The 19,389-nt window shown below is 65.7% G+C and carries 12 protein-coding genes; 11 read left to right on the top strand and 1 reads right to left on the bottom strand.

All coding sequences use genetic code 11. From position 1 onward, the window contains the following. Positions 1 to 20 precede the first annotated feature (20 nt). The 9 genes from SOM26_RS00755 to SOM26_RS00715 all read left to right on the top strand — a co-directional run bounded on the left by SOM26_RS00755 (position 21) and on the right by SOM26_RS00715 (position 14,868). Positions 21 to 3,242: an efflux RND transporter permease subunit gene (locus SOM26_RS00755; protein ID WP_320450822.1), complete on the top strand. Its 3,222-nt coding sequence runs from the start codon at positions 21 to 23 to the stop codon at positions 3,240 to 3,242. Further along, positions 3,235 to 4,410, top strand: a complete 1,176-nt coding sequence (locus SOM26_RS00750) for an efflux RND transporter periplasmic adaptor subunit (RefSeq protein ID WP_320450821.1) — start codon at positions 3,235 to 3,237, stop codon at positions 4,408 to 4,410. The genes SOM26_RS00755 and SOM26_RS00750 overlap by 8 nt, the downstream gene beginning before the upstream one ends. Beyond that, positions 4,403 to 5,851: an efflux transporter outer membrane subunit gene (locus SOM26_RS00745; RefSeq protein ID WP_414711993.1), complete on the top strand. Its 1,449-nt coding sequence runs from the start codon at positions 4,403 to 4,405 to the stop codon at positions 5,849 to 5,851. The genes SOM26_RS00750 and SOM26_RS00745 overlap by 8 nt, the downstream gene beginning before the upstream one ends. A gap of 250 nt (positions 5,852 to 6,101) precedes the next feature. Further along, complete coding sequence (locus SOM26_RS00740) at positions 6,102 to 7,097, top strand: SDR family oxidoreductase (RefSeq protein ID WP_320450819.1); 996 nt, start codon at positions 6,102 to 6,104, stop codon at positions 7,095 to 7,097. A gap of 240 nt (positions 7,098 to 7,337) precedes the next feature. Continuing rightward, a complete protein-coding gene (locus SOM26_RS00735) occupies positions 7,338 to 8,537 on the top strand; it encodes a GTP-binding protein (protein WP_475527922.1) in 1,200 nt (399 codons plus the stop codon). Between the two features lie 289 nt (positions 8,538 to 8,826). Further along, positions 8,827 to 9,123 carry a hypothetical protein gene (locus SOM26_RS00730; RefSeq protein WP_320450817.1) on the top strand — a complete coding sequence of 99 codons (297 nt, stop codon included), beginning with the start codon at positions 8,827 to 8,829 and terminating at the stop codon, positions 9,121 to 9,123. A gap of 60 nt (positions 9,124 to 9,183) precedes the next feature. Continuing rightward, a complete protein-coding gene (locus SOM26_RS00725; RefSeq protein WP_320450816.1) occupies positions 9,184 to 10,473 on the top strand; it encodes a TolC family protein in 1,290 nt (429 codons plus the stop codon). Beyond that, a complete protein-coding gene (locus SOM26_RS00720) occupies positions 10,473 to 11,621 on the top strand; it encodes an efflux RND transporter periplasmic adaptor subunit (protein ID WP_320450815.1) in 1,149 nt (382 codons plus the stop codon). Before SOM26_RS00725 ends, SOM26_RS00720 begins: the two co-directional genes overlap by 1 nt. Before the next feature lie 4 nt (positions 11,622 to 11,625). Then, the gene (locus tag SOM26_RS00715; RefSeq protein ID WP_320450814.1) at positions 11,626 to 14,868 is read left to right on the top strand and encodes an efflux RND transporter permease subunit; all 3,243 of its coding nucleotides are present in this window, start codon (positions 11,626 to 11,628) and stop codon (positions 14,866 to 14,868) included. Between the two features lie 418 nt (positions 14,869 to 15,286). Here the strand turns inward: SOM26_RS00715 and SOM26_RS00710 are convergent, their stop codons facing one another. Continuing rightward, a complete protein-coding gene (locus tag SOM26_RS00710) occupies positions 15,287 to 16,102 on the bottom strand; it encodes a transporter (protein WP_320450813.1) in 816 nt (271 codons plus the stop codon). A 440-nt stretch (positions 16,103 to 16,542) separates the two neighbouring features. On the opposite strand from SOM26_RS00710, the gene SOM26_RS00705 reads away from it, so the two are divergent. Both SOM26_RS00705 and SOM26_RS00700 read left to right on the top strand, forming a co-directional pair. Further along, the gene (locus SOM26_RS00705) at positions 16,543 to 18,867 is read left to right on the top strand and encodes a PAS domain-containing sensor histidine kinase (RefSeq protein ID WP_320450812.1); all 2,325 of its coding nucleotides are present in this window, start codon (positions 16,543 to 16,545) and stop codon (positions 18,865 to 18,867) included. 37 nt (positions 18,868 to 18,904) lie between these two features. Then, the gene (locus SOM26_RS00700) at positions 18,905 to 19,282 is read left to right on the top strand and encodes a response regulator (protein WP_320450811.1); all 378 of its coding nucleotides are present in this window, start codon (positions 18,905 to 18,907) and stop codon (positions 19,280 to 19,282) included. Positions 19,283 to 19,389 lie beyond the last annotated feature (107 nt).

The raw sequence follows: 19,389 nt of genomic DNA, 5'->3' as shown, positions 1-19,389 counted from the left end.
CGACGGTCACCGGGACGCCCATGCTTCAGCTCGTCAAGCTTGCCCTCGCCAAGCCCTATACCTTTGTCGTCCTCGCGATCCTGATCGTGCTGGTCGGCGGTATCGCGGCGGTGGAAACGCCGACCGACATCTTTCCCGACATCCGCATCCCGGTGATCGCGGCGGTCTGGACCTATCGCGGGTTGCCGCCACGCGACATGTCGGGGCGCGTCATCTATTATTACGAACGCTCGCTGTCCTCCACGGTCGGTGACATCGACCATATCGAGAGCCAGTCGCTGTCGGGCGTCGGTATCGTGAAGATCTTCTTCCGCCCCGGCGTCGATATCCGCACCGCCACCGCGCAGGTGACGTCCGCATCGCAGACCGTTCTGAAGCAGATGCCGCCGGGCATCACGCCGCCGCTGATCCTGAACTACAATGCCTCGACCGTGCCGATCCTTCAGCTCGCCCTGTCGGGCAAGGGCCTGTCCGAGCAGAAGATCTACGACCTGGGCCAGAACATGATCCGCCCGGCGCTGGCGTCGGTGCAGGGCGCGGCGATCCCATCGCCCTATGGCGGCAAGGAACGCCAGATCCAGATCGACCTGGACCCCGCCGCGCTTCAGGCCCACCGGCTGTCGGCGACTGACGTCGCAAGCGCCCTGGCGCAGCAAAACCAGATCGTGCCCGCCGGCACCGCGAAGATCGGCCAGTATGAATATAATCTCCGCCTGAACAACAGCCCCGACGCGATCGACGAACTCAACGACCTGCCGATCAAGACCATCGACGGGACGACCGTCCTGATGCGCGACGTGGCGCATGTCCGCGACGGATCGCCGCCGCAGCGCAACGAGGTGCGAGTCGACGGCGCTCGCTCGGTTCTGATGACCGTGCTGAAGAGCGGCTCGGCCTCGACCATCGCCATCGTCGATCAGGTCAAGGCACTGATGCCCAAGCTGGAGGCGACATTGCCGCCCGGGCTGAACGTCAAGCTGCTGTCCGACCAGTCGATGTTCGTGAAGGCGGCGGTATCCGGCGTGATGCGCGAAGGCGTGATCGCCGCCGCGCTGACCAGCCTGATGATCCTGCTGTTCCTAGGCTCGTGGCGCTCGACCGTCATCATTGCCGCGTCGATCCCGCTCGCCATCCTGGCCGCCATCGCCGGGCTGGCGCTCGCCGGGCAGACGCTGAACATCATGACGCTGGGCGGGCTGGCGCTGGCGGTCGGCATCCTGGTCGACGACGCCACCGTCACCATCGAGAATATCAACTGGCACCTGGAACAGGGCAAGTCGGTGCGCGACGCGATCCTGGACGGTGCCCGGCAGATCGTCGGCCCCGCCTTTGTGTCGCTGCTGTGCATCTGCATCGCCTTCGTGCCGATGTTCTTCCTGCCGGGGGTCGCCGGCTTCCTGTTCGCACCGATGGCGATGGCGGTGGTGTTCGCCATGATCGCCTCTTTCATCCTGTCGCGCACCCTGGTGCCGACGATGGGCAATTACCTGCTGCGCGATCATGGCAGCGCCCACACCGCCGAGGTGATGGCGACGCATGACGCGCAGGCCGGTCGGCCGGAAAGCCGCAATCCGCTACGCCGGTTCCAGCATGGTTTCGAGCGTCGGTTCGAGGCGGTGCGCAGCTATTATACCGGCCTCCTCGCCTTCGCGCTCGCCCGCCGGCGACCATTCGTCATCGGCTTCATGGTGGTGGTGCTGATGTCCTTCGCGCTGGTGCCGATGCTCGGCCGTAACTTCTTCCCCGCCGTTGATGCGGGCCAGATCAGCCTGCATGTCCGTGCACCCGTCGGCACCCGCATTGAAGAGACGGCCGCGCTGTTCGACCATATCGAGAACCGCATTCGACAGGTCATTCCCCCCGATCAGCTAGACACCATCGTCGACAATATCGGCCTGCCGGTCAGCGGCATCAACCGCGCCTATTCCAACACCGGCGGCGTGGGCCCGCAGGACGGCGACATCCTGGTCACGTTGAAGGAAGGCCACCGCCCGACCGCCGATTTCGTCAAGGCATTGCGCGAACAGTTGCCGCAGGATTTCCCCGGCTCGTCCTTCGCCTTCCTGCCCGCCGACATCGTCAGCCAGATCCTGAACTTCGGCTCGCCCGCCCCCATCGACGTGCAGGTCGCAGGCCCCGATACAAAGGGGAACGAGGCCTATGCCCGGATGCTCGTTGCCCGCCTGTCGAAGATCCCCGGCCTCGCCGACGTCCGCCTGCAACAGGCGTCCAACTATCCCGAATATGCGGTCGACGTGGACCGTGCGCAGGCCAGCCGCCTCGGCATCACCGAGAACGACGTGACGCGCAGTCTCTCCGTCAATCTGGCGGGCAGCGCGCAGGTCGCGCCGACCTTCTGGCTCAATCCCAAGAACGGCGTGTCCTATCCGATCGTGGTGCAATCGCCGCAATATCGCGCTAGCACCATCGAACAGCTCGACAACCTGCCGATCACCGGTGCCACGCCCGGCAGCTTTCAGACGCTGCAGGCGCTGGGCACTTTGCACCGCGAACCCAGCCCCGCGCTCGTCTCGCACTATGCGGTGCAGCCGGTGTTCGACGTCTATGCGACGCCGCAGGGTCGCGACCTGGGCGCGGTCGCCGCCGACATCAACAAAGTGCTGGCCCAGACCAAAAGCCAGCTGCCCAAGGGCGCGACCGTGGCGATGCGTGGGCAGGTGGAAACCATGAACACCGCCTTCACTGGCCTGATCCTTGGCCTGGCGGGTGCGGTCATCCTGATCTACCTTCTGATCGTCGTGAACTTCCAGAGCTGGATCGATCCGCTGGTGATCGTGTCCGCCCTGCCCGCCGCACTGGCCGGGATCGTGTGGATGCTGTTCGCGACCCATACGCCGCTCAGCGTGCCCGCCCTGACCGGCGCCATCATGTGCATGGGCGTGGCGACCGCGAACAGCGTGCTGGTGGTCAGCTTCGCCCGCGAGCGGCTGGCGGCGTGCGGCGACGCGATCCAGGCCGCGATGGAGGCGGGTGCCACCCGCTTCCGCCCGGTGCTGATGACCGCGCTGTCGATGATGATCGGCATGGCCCCGATGGCGCTGGGCCTGGGCGAAGGCGGCGAGCAGAATGCGCCGCTCGGCCGTGCGGTCATCGGCGGCCTGCTGTGCGCCACGCTCGCCACCCTCGTCTTCGTGCCCGTCGTCTTCGCCATTGCGCACCGCCGCCGGAAGGCGACCACGCCCACCCCCCTTATGCCCATCGGAGAAGCCAAACATGCATGATGCCGCCCCGGCCCCCGCTGTGTCGGCCGACACGCCCACGCCCAAGGGCCTGAAGATCGCCGGCCTTGCCGCCGTCGTCCTGGCGATCGGCACGGTCGGTGTCGGGATCTCGACCCGAAGCCATGACGTCGCAGCGGCGGCCAGCTGGTCCACGACCAACGCCATTCCGACCGTCCACCTGATCCCCGTCAAGGGCGGTGCGGCAAGCCAGGCGCTCGACCTGCCCGCGACGCTGGAGGCCTGGGAGGCCGCGCGGCTGTTCCCGCGTGTCGGCGGCTATGTGCATAGTTGGTCGCAGGACATCGGCGCGCATGTCGCCGCCGGACAGGCGCTCGGCGTCATCGATACGCCCGAACTCGACGAACAGATCGGCCAGGCCCGCGCCGCGCTGGCCAGTGCCGTTGCGCATGAAAAGCTGGCGCGCAGTACGGCCGCCCGCTGGAGCGACCTGCTGACCACCTCCTCGGTATCCCGGCAGGAGGTCGACGAGAAGAATGGCGACCTGGCGGTCAAGGCGGCGGGCGTCGCCGAGGCGCGCGCCGCCCTGTCGCGGCTGGAGGCGATGAAACGCTATGCGGTCGTCCGCGCGCCCTTTGCCGGGGTCGTCACCGCGCGCAATGCCGAGGTGGGCGATCTCGTCGGTCCCGGCACCGCCGCGCAGTCGCCGATGTTCGGCGTGGCCGACACCCGCCGCATCCGCGTCTATGTCAACGTGCCGCAGTCGCTGTCGGCCACGATCAAGCCGGGCATGACCGCGACGCTGAGCGTCCCCGCCTTTCCGGGCCGCCGTTTCACCGCCACGGTCGCGGGCCTGTCGAGCGCCATCGATCCGCAATCGGGTGCCTTCCGCGTCCAGCTTCTCGCCGACAATCCCGACGGCCTGTTGAAGCCCGGCGGCTATGCCCAGGCGCGCTTCGACCTGCCCGGCCAGCCGGGCACCGCGCTAGTGTCATCCAGCGCCATCCTGTTCGGCGCGGGCGGCGCACAGGTCGCCACGGTCGACCCGCGCGGGCATATCGTGATGCATCCGGTCCATATCGGGCAGGACAATGGCCCGACCGTGCAGATCCTGTCGGGTATCACGCCCGGCGAACAGGTCGTCGACAATCCGCCGGACTCGCTGGCGCAGGGCGAGCTGGTCCGCGTGGGGCAGAATCGTCATGGCTAAGCCCGTGTCCCTATCGATCGCATCCCGCTGGCTCGCCGGCACGGCACTGGCGCTTCTGGGCGGGTGTTCGATGGCCCCCGCCTATCACCCGCCGGTCATCCCCGCCCCTGCCGCGTATAAGGAAATGCCGACGGCCGGGAACACGGTGTGGAAGACCGCCGATGCGGCGACCACGACCCTGCCCGCCGCCTGGTGGACCGGCTTCGGCGATCCGCTGCTCGACCAGTTGGAAGCGCGGATCGACAGCGACAATCCGACGCTGGCGGGCGCGCTGGCTCGCTATGACATGGCCCGTGCCACCCTGGCGGGCGCGCGTTCCGGGTTGTTCCCCCGTGTCGAGCTGACCCCGAACCTGACCCGCAACCGACAGTCGGACGAGCGTCCCTTGCGCGGCGGGTCGCAACCGGATTTCTATAGCGCCGCAACACTGGGCGGCGACATATCCTATGAGGCCGATCTGTGGGGGCGCGTGCGCAACTCCGTGGCCTCCGGCCGTGCGCTTGCCGAAGCCAGCCGCGACGACCTGGCGGCGGTCAAGCTCGCCCTGCAAGGCCAGCTGGCCTCGGACTTCGTGCGTTTGCGGGGGCAGGATCAGCAACTGGCGCTTCTCGCCCAGACGATTGATGCCTTCGCCAAGGCGGATGCCCTGACCCGCAACCGCTTCCGCGGCGGTATCGCGACCGGGATGGATGTCGGCCGGGCCGGTGCGCTACTCGGCGAGGCGCGCGCGCAATATGCCGTGTTGCAGGCGGATCGCGCCGTGACCGAACATGCGATCGCCAGCCTGGTCGGACAACCTGCCTCGGTCTTCTCGATCCCGCGTCGCGATACCCCGCTCGCCCTGCCCGCCATTCCGGTCGGCATCCCCTCGACCCTGCTCGCCAGACGCCCCGATGTCGCGGCGGCCGAGCGGCGCATGGCGGCGGCCAATGCGCGGATCGGCGTCGCCAGGGCCGCATTCTTCCCACAGATCATGCTGGGCGGCACAGGCGGGTTCCAGAGCACGGCGCTGGCGGGGCTGGTCGCCGCCCCCAATATCTTCTGGGCGATCGGACCGGGCGCGATCCTCAACCTGTTCGACGGCGGGAAGCGCCGCGCCGATGTCGCCGCCGCGCGCGCTGACTGGGCCGCTGCCGCAGCCGATTACCGGGTCCGCGCCCTTGGGGCATTCCAGGATGTCGAGGATGCCCTGGCCATCCTCCATCATCTTGATGAAGCCCAGACCGCACAGAACGAAGCGGTGGCATCCGCCGCCAAGGCAAGTCAGATCGCGCTGGACCGTTACATCAAAGGCGCCACCACCTATCTCGATGTGGCCACCGCCCAGGAAAGTCTCCTTCGAGACCAGCAAAGCGCCCTGTCGTTGCAGAACCAACGCCTGACCGCGAGCGTCGCCTTGGCCCGTACGCTGGGCGGAGGATCACCGACAGCCAGTGAATAGCGGGCCGACGAGATGCCCCAGAACCGAGCCCTCATGCGCTTGGCCAAGCATCCCCGCATCAGACACGCAATCATCTGGTCGTTCGGCATCACAAACGTGGTCGAGACGGGACAAATGCCGCTTGCGGATGGTCACCCGTATTGGCCGCCCGGCAAATGCAGACGGCGCAGAAGAAACAACGCCGCAGCATCCCTCAATTTGGAACAGAAGCAATCGTTTGGCGCTTGTGAATGTGATCATTCCGGGAGCTATGACATTGACCGATACCACACGACGCACATTCGTGACGGGTGCAGCCGTCACCGCTGGCGCCATCGCAGCGACAGCCGCAAATGCCGCAACGCAGGGTAGCGGCAACAATACCGCGACGACATCGGCGGCCGCAGCCTATCCCAAGCCCCCCTATCCCGCACAGCGCCAGCCTTGGCCCGGTCTTGCGTCGAAAATGACCCCGCGCCCGGACCACGGTGAGAAAAGCTACAAGGGCTCAGGCAAACTGGCTGGCAAGAAGGCCCTGATAACCGGCGGCGATAGCGGCATCGGCCGGGCTGCGGCGATCGCCTATGCGCGAGAGGGTGCGGACGTCGCGATCAACTATCTACCCGCCGAAGAACCGGACGCTCGCGAGGTCGTGGCCTTGATCCAGGCCGAGGGTCGCAAGGCGATCGCAATTCCCGGCGATCTGCGTGACGAACGTTTTTGCCGCCAACTGGTGAAGCAGGCGAGCGAACAGCTGGGCGGCCTCGATATCCTCGTCAACAATGCGGCACGCCAGCAGACGCGTCCCGGTATCGCCGATATCTCGAGCCAGGATTTCGACGACACGATGAAAACCAATGTCTACGCACCGTTCTGGCTGACGAAGGCGGCACTCGAGCGGATGAGCGCGGGCGCGGTCATCGTGAACACCTCGTCCGAACAGGCTGGCAATCCCTCGCCCGACATCGTCGACTATGCACTGACGCGCGCCGCGGTGCTGAACTTCACCAAGAGCATGGCCAAGCAAGTCGCCAGCCGCGGCATCCGCGTGAACGCCGTTGCCCCCGGCCCGTTCTGGACTCCCCTACAGGTCAGCGGCGGAGCGACGCCTGAGAAGTTGCGGAACTTCGGCGGAGATTCGCCAATGGCGCGAGCAGGCCAGCCGGCGGAAATTGCGGCACTTTACGTGGCCGCCGCCGATCCGTCGTTGAGCTACTCGACGGGCCAGATTTTCGGTTCGACGGGCGGAAACGGTCAACCGGCATGACCAATCATGCCGCAACTCTTCGGAGTTGCGGCACGCAACAGGCGGTCCCAATGCCGATCTCGAAACTGCCACCAACCCGTGAGCGGTCATCCGAGATGGGTGGAACCCGGGTCGACGACAGCGTCGCCGCTCGATGATGCCACTGGACATCCTCCTTTTTTCCGGTCTATGTTATGTTGTAACATAACTCGCCGGATGATCGTCATGACACGTCTTTCCCAGTCCGATTCCCGCCTTCCCGTGACCGTGCTGTCGGGTTTCCTCGGCGCCGGAAAGACGACGCTGCTCAATCACATCCTCGCCAATCGCGAGGGGCGGCGAGTGGCGGTGATCGTCAACGACATGTCGGAGGTGAATATCGACGCCGATCTCGTCCGTGGGGGTGAGGCCGCATTGTCCCGGTCGGAGGAAGCCTTGGTCGAGATGACCAATGGCTGCATCTGCTGCACGCTGCGCGACGACCTGCTGGCCGAGGTCCGCACACTCGCCGAGGCGGGGCGGTTCGATTACCTTGTTATCGAAAGCACGGGGATTTCGGAGCCGCTGCCCGTCGCCTCCACCTTCTCGTTCCGCGACGAAGAGGGCGTGTCGCTAGGCGATGTCGCGCGGCTCGACACGATGGTGACGGTGGTCGATGCCCTGAACCTGCTCACCGATTATTCGAGCCAGGATTTCCTGGCCGACCGTGGCGAGACATTGGGAGAAGACGATACCCGCAGCCTGGTCGGCTTGCTGGTCGAGCAGATCGAGTTCGCCGACGTGGTGATCGTCAACAAGGCGTCGTCGGTATCGCCGGAACAGCTTGGCATCGTGAAGAAGCTGATCGCCAGCCTCAACGCGGATGCCGTGATCGTGACGGCCGATCACGGCCGCGTCGACCTGGACCTCATTCTCGACACCGGGCTGTTCGACGAGGAAAAAGCGGCGCGCCATCCGCTCTGGGCGAAAGAGCTGTACGGCTATGCCCATCACCAGCCCGAGACCGAGGAATATGGGATCGAAAGCTTCGTCTATCGCGCCCGACAGCCCTTCGATCCGGCGCGTTTCCATGCATTTTTGACCGATGGCGGCCTCGACCATGTCGTGCGCGCCAAGGGGCATTTCTGGTTGGCGACCCGGCCAGACTGGATCGGCGAACTCGCGTTCGCGGGCAGCCAGACCGAGACGGCCCGCATGGGCCGCTGGTGGGCGTCTATCCCGAAACACCAATGGCCCGATGACGGACGGTTCGAGGAATTCGTCGCCAGGCATTGGGACATGATCTGGGGCGACCGGCGGCAGGAACTGGTGTTCATCGGCATCAACATGGACGAGGCACGAATCCGCGCGAGACTGGATGCCTGCCTCGTTTCCGCCGCTGCCTTCACCCCCGCGCTTTGGACAGCGCTGCGCGATCCGTTCCCGGCATGGGGCGCACGCCAGTTGGAAATCGCTGAATGACGCTTGGCATGGTCGAGGACGTCGGTGCCTTGGCCTGTAAGTCCATCGTGATGATCTTCGCTCGGCGCCAATCAAGACGCCGTGTCCCTGCGCAAGATCAACGCGTTCCGGGCAGCGTTCGGCATCGGCGTGCTCCAGGATGCTATCAGCAGCCCCGCGGCAGGTAGCTACATCGCGAGTTGTCCCGAAAACGAGGGCGGAAGGGACGCCAACCCTTCGCAGTGACATCTACACCTTTTTACACTATCCAAGCTCCGTGCGCCGCCTCCTCCCCCTCCTGGCCTGCTTGATGCTGATGCTGACGACTATGTCGGGCATGGCTCATGCTGCCGATGTGGCGGGGGGCAGCATCGCTGGTGTCGAGTTGGCCGCGCATACGGACGGCGATAGCGACGAAGTCCCTTCGGATAGCGACAAGGGCTATCCGCATCATCACACCGTCTGCCACGGACATGAGGTCGGCAAGCCGATGCAGGCCGGTGCGGCATGGGCGCATGTTGCGCGTGGAATGCAGGCGGTTGCCTCCCTCATTGCTCCTTTGAACGGCACGGCGGGCACCGTCGACCTGAGGCCCCCGCAAGCCTGACGTTCCGAACAGGGCGCGCATTGGCGCGCCCGTGTCGTTCATCGTCAGGAGTCCCTATTCATGTATCGCACCCTTGCGGCAGTCCTGGCCGCAGCGTCGTGCGCCTCCGTGGCGCCGGCGCAGATGGACATGGCCGCGCCCTTGGCATCGACCGAGCCCGTCTATACCCTTGAGCAAGCTGTCGCCGCAGCGGGGGGCACTGCGCCCGCTACGACGGCAGCCTCCGCCGCCATCGATGCGGCGCGCGCCGGCCGCAACGTCGCGGGCCTGCGCCCCAACCCGGTCGTACAGGGCCAGGTAGAAAACGTCATCGGATCAGGCCCATATCGTGGTCTGCGATCAGCTGAGACAACGGTCGGCTTCGCTGTTCCGATCGAACTCGGCGGCAAGCGGGGTGCCCGCGTGGCGGTCGCGAACGCCCATCTGGCCCGGACCGAATTGCAGGCGGCCATCATTGCGGCCGATGTCCGGCTTCAGGTCACGCAACTCTATATCCAGGCGGTGGCAGCGGATCGCCGTGTCATCACCGCGCGCGATCAGGCGCGGATCGCAAGCGATGCGTCGAAGGCGGCTGGCATTCGCGTCCAGGCCGGGCGTGCCTCTCCGCTGGAGCAGCAGCGCGCGGACGTCGCCCGCATCAACGCGGAGGCGAACGTCGAGCGACAGTCGCGGTTGGCCGATGCGGCGCGGGCGAACCTTGCACGTCGTATCGGACAGCCGATCAACGGAACGCTCGACTCCGGCTTGCTCGATCGTCTGCCGACTATCGCGACATACGGCCCAATGCCGCCCGTCGATACCTCCGGTACGCTGGCGCTGGCGGCAGCGAATGCCGAACTCAGCGTGGCCGATGCCGGGGTCAGGCTGGCGCGTGCAAACCGCGTGCCCGACCTCAATATCGGACCGGCGCTGCGCCGCCTCGAGGCGACCAACGACACCGCCGCAGTGTTCACCGTCTCGATCCCGATCCCGCTGTTCAACAATGGACATGCTGCGATCGCCCAGGCGACCGCGCAGCGGACCCAGGCGGAGGCGCTACGTCGCGCCATGACGCTAGACGTCGAGCAGGCGATCACCGACGCCAGGGCTGAAGAAGCCAATGCCGCGACTGCCGCACGCGCGGCAACGGGGCCTGCAGTGGCGGCAGCACAGGAAGCCGCGCGAATCGCCCGGATCGGCTACCGCGAAGGCAAGTTCGATCAGCTCGATCTCCTCGATGCGGAACGAACGCTCGCGGAAACGCGCGTCGCCGCGATCGATGCGCTCGCCAATTATCAAAACGCCCGTGCGCGGCTGGAGCGACTGACCGCCCCCGCGCCGACATCCACGATATCGGGGGAAACCCAGTGATGAAGACGACCTATCTCGTCGGTGCAGGCGTGCTTGTGCTGATACTGTCCGCCTGCGGCGGTAGCCGTGACGCCGGCGATCAGAGCGCCGGCAAGGAAGTTGCCTCGGCGCCCCAGGCAGCCCCCGTCCAGAAGGGGGCGGTAACGCTGTCGACCGACCAGATCCGCGCGGCGGGCGTCGAGCTTGGTCGCCCGATCATAGGCGGCGCAGACACGATCGACCTGCCTGCCATCATCGAGGGCGATCCGCAGGGGACGCAGGTCGTCTCCGCAGCGATCGCCGGACGCGTCGTGTCGCTGACCCGCAACCTCGGCCAGTCGGTCGGACGCGGACAGACGATCGCCGTCATCGAGAGCCGTGAGGCGGCACAACTCAAGGGGGAGGTCGAGGCAGCGCGCGCGCGCCTGCAACTCGCCAATTCCAACCTCGCGCGCGAGCAGCGCCTGTTCGCGCAGAAGGTGTCGCCCGAGCAGGACCTGATCGCGGCTCGTACCGCCGCGACCGAAGCGCGGATCGCGTTGCGCCAGGCGCAGAGTATGATCTCGGCGGCGGGGGGCCACGGAGGCGGCCTCAACCGTCTCGGCATCGTTGCGCCGATCTCGGGCCAGGTCATCGCCCGCCCGGTCGTGCTGGGACAGACTGTCGCGGCAGACGCCGAACTCTACCGCATCGCCGATCTTGCGCGGGTGTCGCTATCGCTTAGCCTGAAGCCGGACGACGCGAGCAAGATTCGTCCCGGCAATATCGTCACCGTTCGCGCAGCGGGTCGGCAGGCGACGGCCCGCATCGCCTTCGTTTCACCTGCCCTCGATCCGCAGACGCGTTTGGTGCCCGCGATCGCGACGCTCGACAATCACGGCGGTACATGGCGTGTCGGCGAGCCGGTGACGGCCTCGATCCAGCTCACCGGCAGCGGGCGCGACGCGGCGATCCGCGTACCGACGACGGCGGTGCAAAGCGAAGACGGTCGCTCGGTCGTGTTCGTGCGAACGACGACCGGCTTCCAGGCAACGCCAGTCGTTCTGGGTGATGCGTCGGGCGATACCGTCATCGTCCGCTCCGGCCTGACCGGGCGCGAGCAGATCGCCACCACGGGAAGCTTCTCGCTCAAGGCCGAACTCGGCAAGAGCGAAGCGGCGGAGGATTGATCGCATGATCGCCCGCATCGTCACATGGGCGGTCGAGAAACGCTGGTTCGTCCTGCTCCTCACCGCCATCGCCGCGACCATCGGTGCCTTCTCGCTTCGGCAACTGCCGATCGATGCCGTGCCCGACATCACCAACAACCAGGTCCAGATCAACGTCCGCGCGTCAGCACTGTCGCCCGAGCTGGTCGAAAAGCAGGTGTCGTTCCCGATCGAGACCGCGCTCGCCGGGACGCCTGGCCTCGAATATACCCGCTCGCTCAGCCGCAACGGCTTTGCACAGATCACCGCGGTCTTTTCGGACAAGACCGACATCTACTTCGCCCGCCAGCAGGTGGGCGAGCGGTTGCAGGGCGTCCGGGAAAGCTTGCCGGACGGCGTGAACCCGGAAATGGGCCCGATCGCGACCGGGCTCGGCGAGGTGTATATGTATACCGTCCGGCTCCAGCATCGTGCCGACGACACGCACAAGCCGGGTGAACCGGGGCAGCAGCCCGACGGCAGCTACATCACGCCCGAAGGCGAGCGACTAACGAGCGAAGAGGACAAGGCCACCTATCTGCGAACCGCGCAGGACTGGATCGTCACGCCGCTGCTCAAGAGCGTCCCGGGCCTTGCCGGGGTCGACTCGATCGGCGGCTATGCCAAGCAGTTTCTCGTTGTCCCCGACGTGGCGAAGCTCGCCTCGCTCGGGATCACGCTGACCGACCTAGGCACCGCGCTGGAGCGCAACAACACCAGCGTCGGCGGAGGCTTCGTCAACCGCAACGGCGAAGGTATGGCGGTGCGATCCGACGCGCTGCTACGCAACACCGCCGAGCTGGGGCGCACCGTCGTCGCCTCGCGAGGCGGGGTGCCGATCACACTCGATCAGGTAGCGACCGTCAAGACCGGCCAGGCCATCCGCATGGGATCGGCATCGGAGAACGGCACCGAAGTCGTGGTCGGCACCGCGATCATGCGGATCGGCGAGAACAGCCGCAATGTCGCGACCGCGGTAGCGGACAAGCTCCGATCGATCAACGCCTCGCTGCCACCCGATGTCGTCGTCCAGCCCGTGCTGAACCGCACCGCGCTAGTCGATTCCACCATAAAAACCGTGGCGAAGAACCTCTTGGAGGGCGCGATCCTCGTGATCGTCGTCCTGTTCCTCCTGCTCGGCAATTTCCGCGCGGCGATCATCGCGGCCCTGGTCATCCCGGTGACGATGATGCTGACCGGGTTCGGAATGCTCCGCGCCGGCGTCTCGGCAAACCTGATGAGCCTCGGTGCGCTCGACTTCGGCCTGATCGTCGACGGCGCGGTCATCATCGTCGAGAACTCGCTGCGGCACCTCGCCGAGTTGCAGCACGACAAGGGCCGGCTCCTGACGCTGAAGGAGCGGCTGGCCACGGTCGCGACCTCGGCGCGAGAGATGATCCGTCCGTCCGTCTACGGGCAGGCGATCATCATCCTCGTCTATGTGCCGTTGCTCACCCTGACCGGGGTGGAGGGCAAGACCTTCGTGCCAATGGCGCTTACCGTCATCATCGCGCTCGCCTTCGCCTTCGTGCTGTCGCTCACCTTCGTGCCCGCGATGATCGCGATCGCGCTGTCGAAGCGCGTCGAGGAACAGGACGGCCGGATCGTCGCATGGCTGAAGCGCCGGTACGAGCCGGGACTGACCAAGGCCATGAAGCGCCCGGCGATCACGATCGGCGCTGCGGTCGGCAGCCTCGTCCTGGCGGCGCTGGCGTTCACCGCGCTGGGTCAGGTGTTCCTGCCCCAGCTCGACGAGGGCGATCTCCTCATCCAGTCGCTGCGCATACCGGCGACCTCGGTCCAGCAGAGCCAGGCGATGCAGGTGCCGATCGAGCGGATGATGTCGCACCAGCCGGAGGTGAAGTTCGTCTACTCCAAGACCGGCACCGCCGAGCTGGCGTCGGACCCCATGCCGCCCAATGCGACGGACATGTTCGTCATCCTCAAGCCGCGCGAGGAATGGCCCGACCCGAAGCTGACGAAGGCGGCTCTGGTCAGTCGGCTGGAGGGCCAGCTCGCCCGTTTCCCCGGCAATGCCTATGAGATCACCCAGCCGATCCAGATGCGCTTCAACGAGCTGATCGCGGGTGTGCGCGGCGACATCGCGGTCAAGGTGTTCGGCGACGACTTCGCGTCGATGAACCGCACCGCGGAGCAGATCGCCAGCGTGCTCCGCAAGACGCCGGGCGCTGTGGATGTGAAGGTCGAGCAGACGACGGGCCTCCCCATGCTCGACATCCGCGTCAACCGCGACGCGATGGCGCGGCTCGGCGTTACCGCGCAGGACGTGCAGGACACGATCACCGCAACGCTGGGCGGTCGCACGGCGGGAATGATCTTCGAGGGCGATCGTCGCTTCCCGGTGGTCATCCGCCTGTCCGAGACGCAACGTGCGGACCTGAACCTGTTGCAGCAGGTCCCGGTGCCGGTCGCCGGAGGCGCGTTCGTGCCACTGTCGAGCGTCGCGGACATCCGCATCACCGACGGGCCGAACCAGATCAGCCGCGAAAATGGAAAGCGGCGGGTGGTCGTCCAGGACAATGTCCGCGGCCGCGACGTCGGATCGGTCGTCGCGGAGGCGCAGGCGACGATCGCGCGACAGGTCCGCCTCCCCTCGGGCAGCTACCTCGAATGGGGCGGTCAGTTCGAAAATCTCGCGTCGGCGAGCGCTTGGTTGAAGCTCGTGGTGCCCGCGTGCTTCGTCCTGATCCTGTTCCTGCTGTACGGGGCCCTGGGGTCGGTGCGGGACGCGGCGATCGTCTTCACCGGCGTGCCCTTCGCGCTGGTGGGCGGCGTGCTGCTGCTGTTCGTACGCGGTATGGACTTTTCGATCTCGGCTGCGGTCGGGTTCATCGCGTTGTCGGGTATCGCGGTCCTCAACGGTCTCGTCATGGTCAGCTCGATCCAGGGGTTTATCGCCGGCGGCATGGACCGGGCGGAAGCGGCCTATGCCGGAGCGCAGCAACGCCTTCGTCCGGTGGCGATGACGGCGCTGGTCGCCAGCCTCGGCTTCGTGCCGATGGCGCTTGGCCACGGAGCAGGTGCCGAGGTGCAGAAGCCCCTGGCGACAGTCGTCATCGGCGGGCTGATCTCCGCGACGCTGTTGACCATGTTCGTATTGCCGACGCTCTATGCCCGCTTCGGGCAGCGGGCGATCGGCACGACGGCCGACGACAGTGCGGAGACGGACGTCGCCCCGACGATGCAGGCCGCACATGCGCCTGACTGACCATATCCGCCTCGCACGCGGATCGCATCGGCACTCGAGTTACGAAAGGCGTCGATATGGATGGAAGGCTCTGGGTCGTGTGCGCAGCGGTCGGTGGTATGATTCCTGGTCGAGAAGTGGGCCCCTATCTGGGCCGCTACGCGGGCATCCTCGGTAGTTTCGTACCTTTGGCGATCGGTGGACCAATCCTGCCTAAACACCTCTCCGGCGCTGCGTGAGACAGGGACGCCCGGCCGATCCCATCGAACCTCCGAGAAGCTTTCGGCAGCTAAGGAAATTTGCAGGCCGCGACGAGCCGCTACCGGACATTCCTGCCCCATTCCCTAACCAGAGCTTAGGTCATTCGATGATTTGAACGCCAGGCACGGAAGGAACGATTGATGTCAGGCTGTCCCCGAAGCAGGATATACCCAGGCTCTCAAAATCGATGCGATACTCCAAGGAACGCCTGCATGTCAGGTGCGGCCCTGTTCAGCCCGACGTTCGTGCCAAGATCGAATTGCGTGTTGTGATCCGATTGCCAGGATACCGCCAAGCTGCCCAGAGCGGGGGTACCACGTACGGTCGGGTCCGGATCGTCGTCGCGCAAGACCTGCGTGCTCAGATCGATTTTCAGCGTCTCACTGAACTCATATTCGATTTCGGCCGCGCTGCCGTACAGCGCATGGCGGCCCCGACCGTCGTCATTAACCGCCGCCGACACGATCGGGGTGACTTGCAGCGAGACCGTCTTCGACGTGCGATAGGTGACGGGAAGCTGGAACGTCGCGCCCCAGTCACCGGCGCCGATCGGCTGGCGTCCCACCGGCACCAGCGCGGTGGCGATGCCAGACATCGCCAATCCCGTATCGCCCTTTCGTTCGACGATCGATGTCTTGATGCCAATGCTGGCGTCCCCGACCCGGTGCGTCCGCATTACGGCACCGTCCGCGTCGCGGTCCCGCTGAACGCCGAACGGCGTCCATCCCAACCGCAACTCGGTCTTCCCGCCCATACCGAAGCGGATCAGCGTGTCCCCGATCAGTACCGTGTCGACCCGCTCGCCATCGCGACGCTCAAGCGTCCAGTCTGCCAGTCCCGTTTCGGTCTGCAAGCGGCCGGCTGCCGTGATGCACGCGCTGGTCGTCAGGCCGGGGCGCTCGCTGCACAGCCGATCGGCATTGCTGTTCTGCGCTGTAGCCGCCACCGGAACCCATGCTAGGCCACAAGCTAACGCTTTGATCAAATTGCGCATTATTACCCCTTCACGAGCGGCGTAGCGCAAAGCGACCGACCATGCCATGGACTATCGCGCCTATTCTCTCGACCGCACCAAAGCTGTGAAGTGGCAACAGAGCGATCGAGGACGGTGACCGAGGACCAGTCATTCAGAGCGTCCTATTCGTCTCCCGGCGTCCGCCATTCGTTGATCTTGTAACTGACGGTCCAACAGGGCTCACGCCATGGCGGACAAGCGGCGAGGCTTGGAGAAAGCGCGATGGCGACCTTCTGCACGATGGAGGGCAATAGCCGCAATGCGGGGTATGCCATGTTGTCCAGCCGTCAGGGCACAGAAACGCAGGGAACCTTCCAGCGTCCGGTTCCCTTTCTCTGCTTCATCTTCTAAACGTATAATTTGGCCTGCCGTGGGGGCGGGAGATGTCGGACATAAGGCTCAAGGAAGCGACGGCAAGAATGGTAACGGACGCCGATCACGCCACACCGCGCATGGCCGAGCTGGTTGCCGGACATGTCTGGAGCAACAGTCCGCTGGGAGCGCGCAGCACCTGGCCAGCTTCGTTGCGGATCACGGTCGATACGATGCTGGCGTCGCTGCATCCCATGTGTCTGATCTGGGGTAGCGAACGCATCCTCCTCTACAATGACGGCTATGCTCCGATCCTGGGCACCCGCCATCCCGGCGCGCTCGGGCGACCGACCATCAAGGTGTGGCCGGAACTCTGGTATGACATCGAGCCGCTGATCGACCGCGTCTTCGCTGGCGAGAGCGTCGCATTCCGCGACCAGCCCTTGACCATGACGCGTAACGGCTTTCCCGAAGAGACGTGGTACGATTTCGCCTACTCGCCGGTGCGGGACGACGAGGGCAAGGTCGTAGGCCTGCTGAACGTCACGTCGGAGAGCACGGCACGCGTGACCGCCCAGCGAGAACGTGATCGCTCGGTGGACGAGCTCTCGGTCAACGACGCGAAATGGCGCGACCTGTTCGAGACGCTGGAAGAGGGCTTTGTCCTTGGCGAGGTTATCCGCGATGGCGCGGGCCGGATCGTCGACTGGCGCTACGACGAGGTCAACAACGCCTGGTACGATCTGGTCGGTGTCGAACGCGGCTGCGCGGTCGGACGGACGATCCGGGAGGTCTTTCCCGGTGTCGAGGATGAATGGGTGACAGAGATCGCCCGCGTCGTGGAGACGGGCGAGGCGATACGGTTCACGCGCCAGGTGGGCAATCTCGAACGTTGGTATGACGGCATATGCCAGCCCGCCGGAGCCGATCGGTTCACCATATTGTTCCTCGAGGTCACCGAGCGCATCCAGTCGGAACGACGGCGCGAAGCCCTGGCGGAACTTGGTCGCGTGTTGCTGGCCATCGGCGATCCGGACGAAGTCGTGCGTGCGGCGGCGGCGATCATCGGACGCACGCTTGATGTCGGCCGCGTCGGGTACGGCACTCTTGCAGAGGACGGAGAGACCTTCACGGTGCCGAACGATTGGACGGCCGAAGGCTATCCGAGCCTCGCCGGCACCTATCATATGGATGATTACGGGGGTTATGCGGACGACCTTCGCCAGGGTCGCACCGTCGTCATTCCCGACATCCGTCTCGATCCCCGCACGTTGTCCAACACGATAGCGCTGGACAAGCTGGCGGTCCGTAGCCTGGTCAACCGGCCGATCGTGGAGAAGGGGCGAACGGTTGCCGTCCTCTACATCAATTCTGATACCCCTCGCGACTGGACGCCCAAAGAGCTGGCGTTCATCGCCGACGCCGCCAATCGGACCCGCGCCGCGCTTGAACGGCGTCGCGCCGAGAAGGACGTGCGAGAGACCGCAACCTTCATGCGCAGCGTCCTTGCCGCGTCCACCGATTGCATCAAGGTCGTCGAACTGGACGGCACGCTTTCGTTCATGAGCGAAGGCGGCATGGAGGTGATGGAGATCAGCGACTTCAATGCGGTCCGCGGATGTCCGTGGCCGGACCTGTTGAGGGAAGACGGCCCGAGACAAGCCCGCGAGGCGCTCGAAGCGGCGAAACGGGGCATCACGACGCATTTCGAAACGCCGGCCGACACGTATCTCGGCACACCGAAACACTGGTCCGTATCCGTATCGCCGATCCCCGGCCCTGATGGCGAAGTGGCGCGCATCCTGTCGGTTTCGCGTGACCACACCGAGCTTCAGAAATCACGCGAACAGCAGCAGCTCCTCAACGGCGAACTGGCGCATCGCATCAAGAACACGATGAGCGTCGTGCAGGCGATCGCCAACCAGACGCTCGGCAAGGCAGAGGATCGGGAGGCGGTCGCCGCGTTCGGCAAGCGGTTGGGTGCGCTCGCTTCCGCGCATGACGCGCTGACCCACGACCATTGGTCGGCGGCGAAGCTGGGCGATGTCGCGCGCGGCGCGCTGGAAACATTCGGCGAGGATCGCTTTGCGCTGGCCGGACCCGAGGTCACGATCGGGCCACGCGCGACCTTGGCGCTGACCCTCATGCTGCACGAACTCGCGACCAATGCCGCCAAATATGGCGCGCTGACGGTGCCGGACGGCAAGGTCACGGTGAACTGGGCGGTCCACCGCGAGGGCGATCAGGACGTGCTCCATCTGGGCTGGGCCGAGCGAGGTGGCCCGCCTGCGGTCGAACCGACGCGCAAGGGTTTCGGCTCGCGGATCATCCGTATGGGTCTAAGCGGCTCCGGGGGCGTTAAGCTGCGCTACGAAGCACAGGGCCTCACGATGGAGGCCTCTGCCCCCCTTTACCAAGTTCAAGAGGCGTAACGCGCAACCTGACGACATGGGACAGTCTCAACCTATCATGCGCTGGCCGGTGCTGGTCGTCGAAGACGAGCCGATCCTGCGGCTCGACGCGATCAGCATGGTCGAGCAGGCCGGCTTCGAAGCCGTCGAGGCGCTGAGCAGCGCCGACGCCATTCGGCTCCTCGAGGAGCGTCTGGACATCCGCTTGGTCTATATGGACCTCGACATGCCGCGCAGTCGCAAAGGCATCGAGATCGCAGCGGCGATCCGCAAACGCTGGCCGCCGATCGAAATCATCCTGACCGCGGCGTATTTCACGCGAGAGAGCGTCGAGCTGCCCGAACGGGTCGAGTTCTACCCCAAGCCGGTGGATCATATCGAGATCGTTGAAGCCATGCGGCGGCTGATCGGACATGATCGGACAGAACAGTCCTAAGCGCACCATCGCCTTTGTCCGCCGGTGCAAGGCTAAATTAGGCTTCGCCGGAAAGTGGTGAGCTCCTGACGGTGGGAGTGTCGTCGATCACCGGCCTTCGGACAAAT

This window comes from Sphingomonas sp. CFBP8993, assembly GCF_034044895.1.
Lineage (GTDB): Bacteria > Pseudomonadota > Alphaproteobacteria > Sphingomonadales > Sphingomonadaceae > Sphingomonas.
This window is presented reverse-complemented; position numbering and strand designations above follow the sequence as displayed.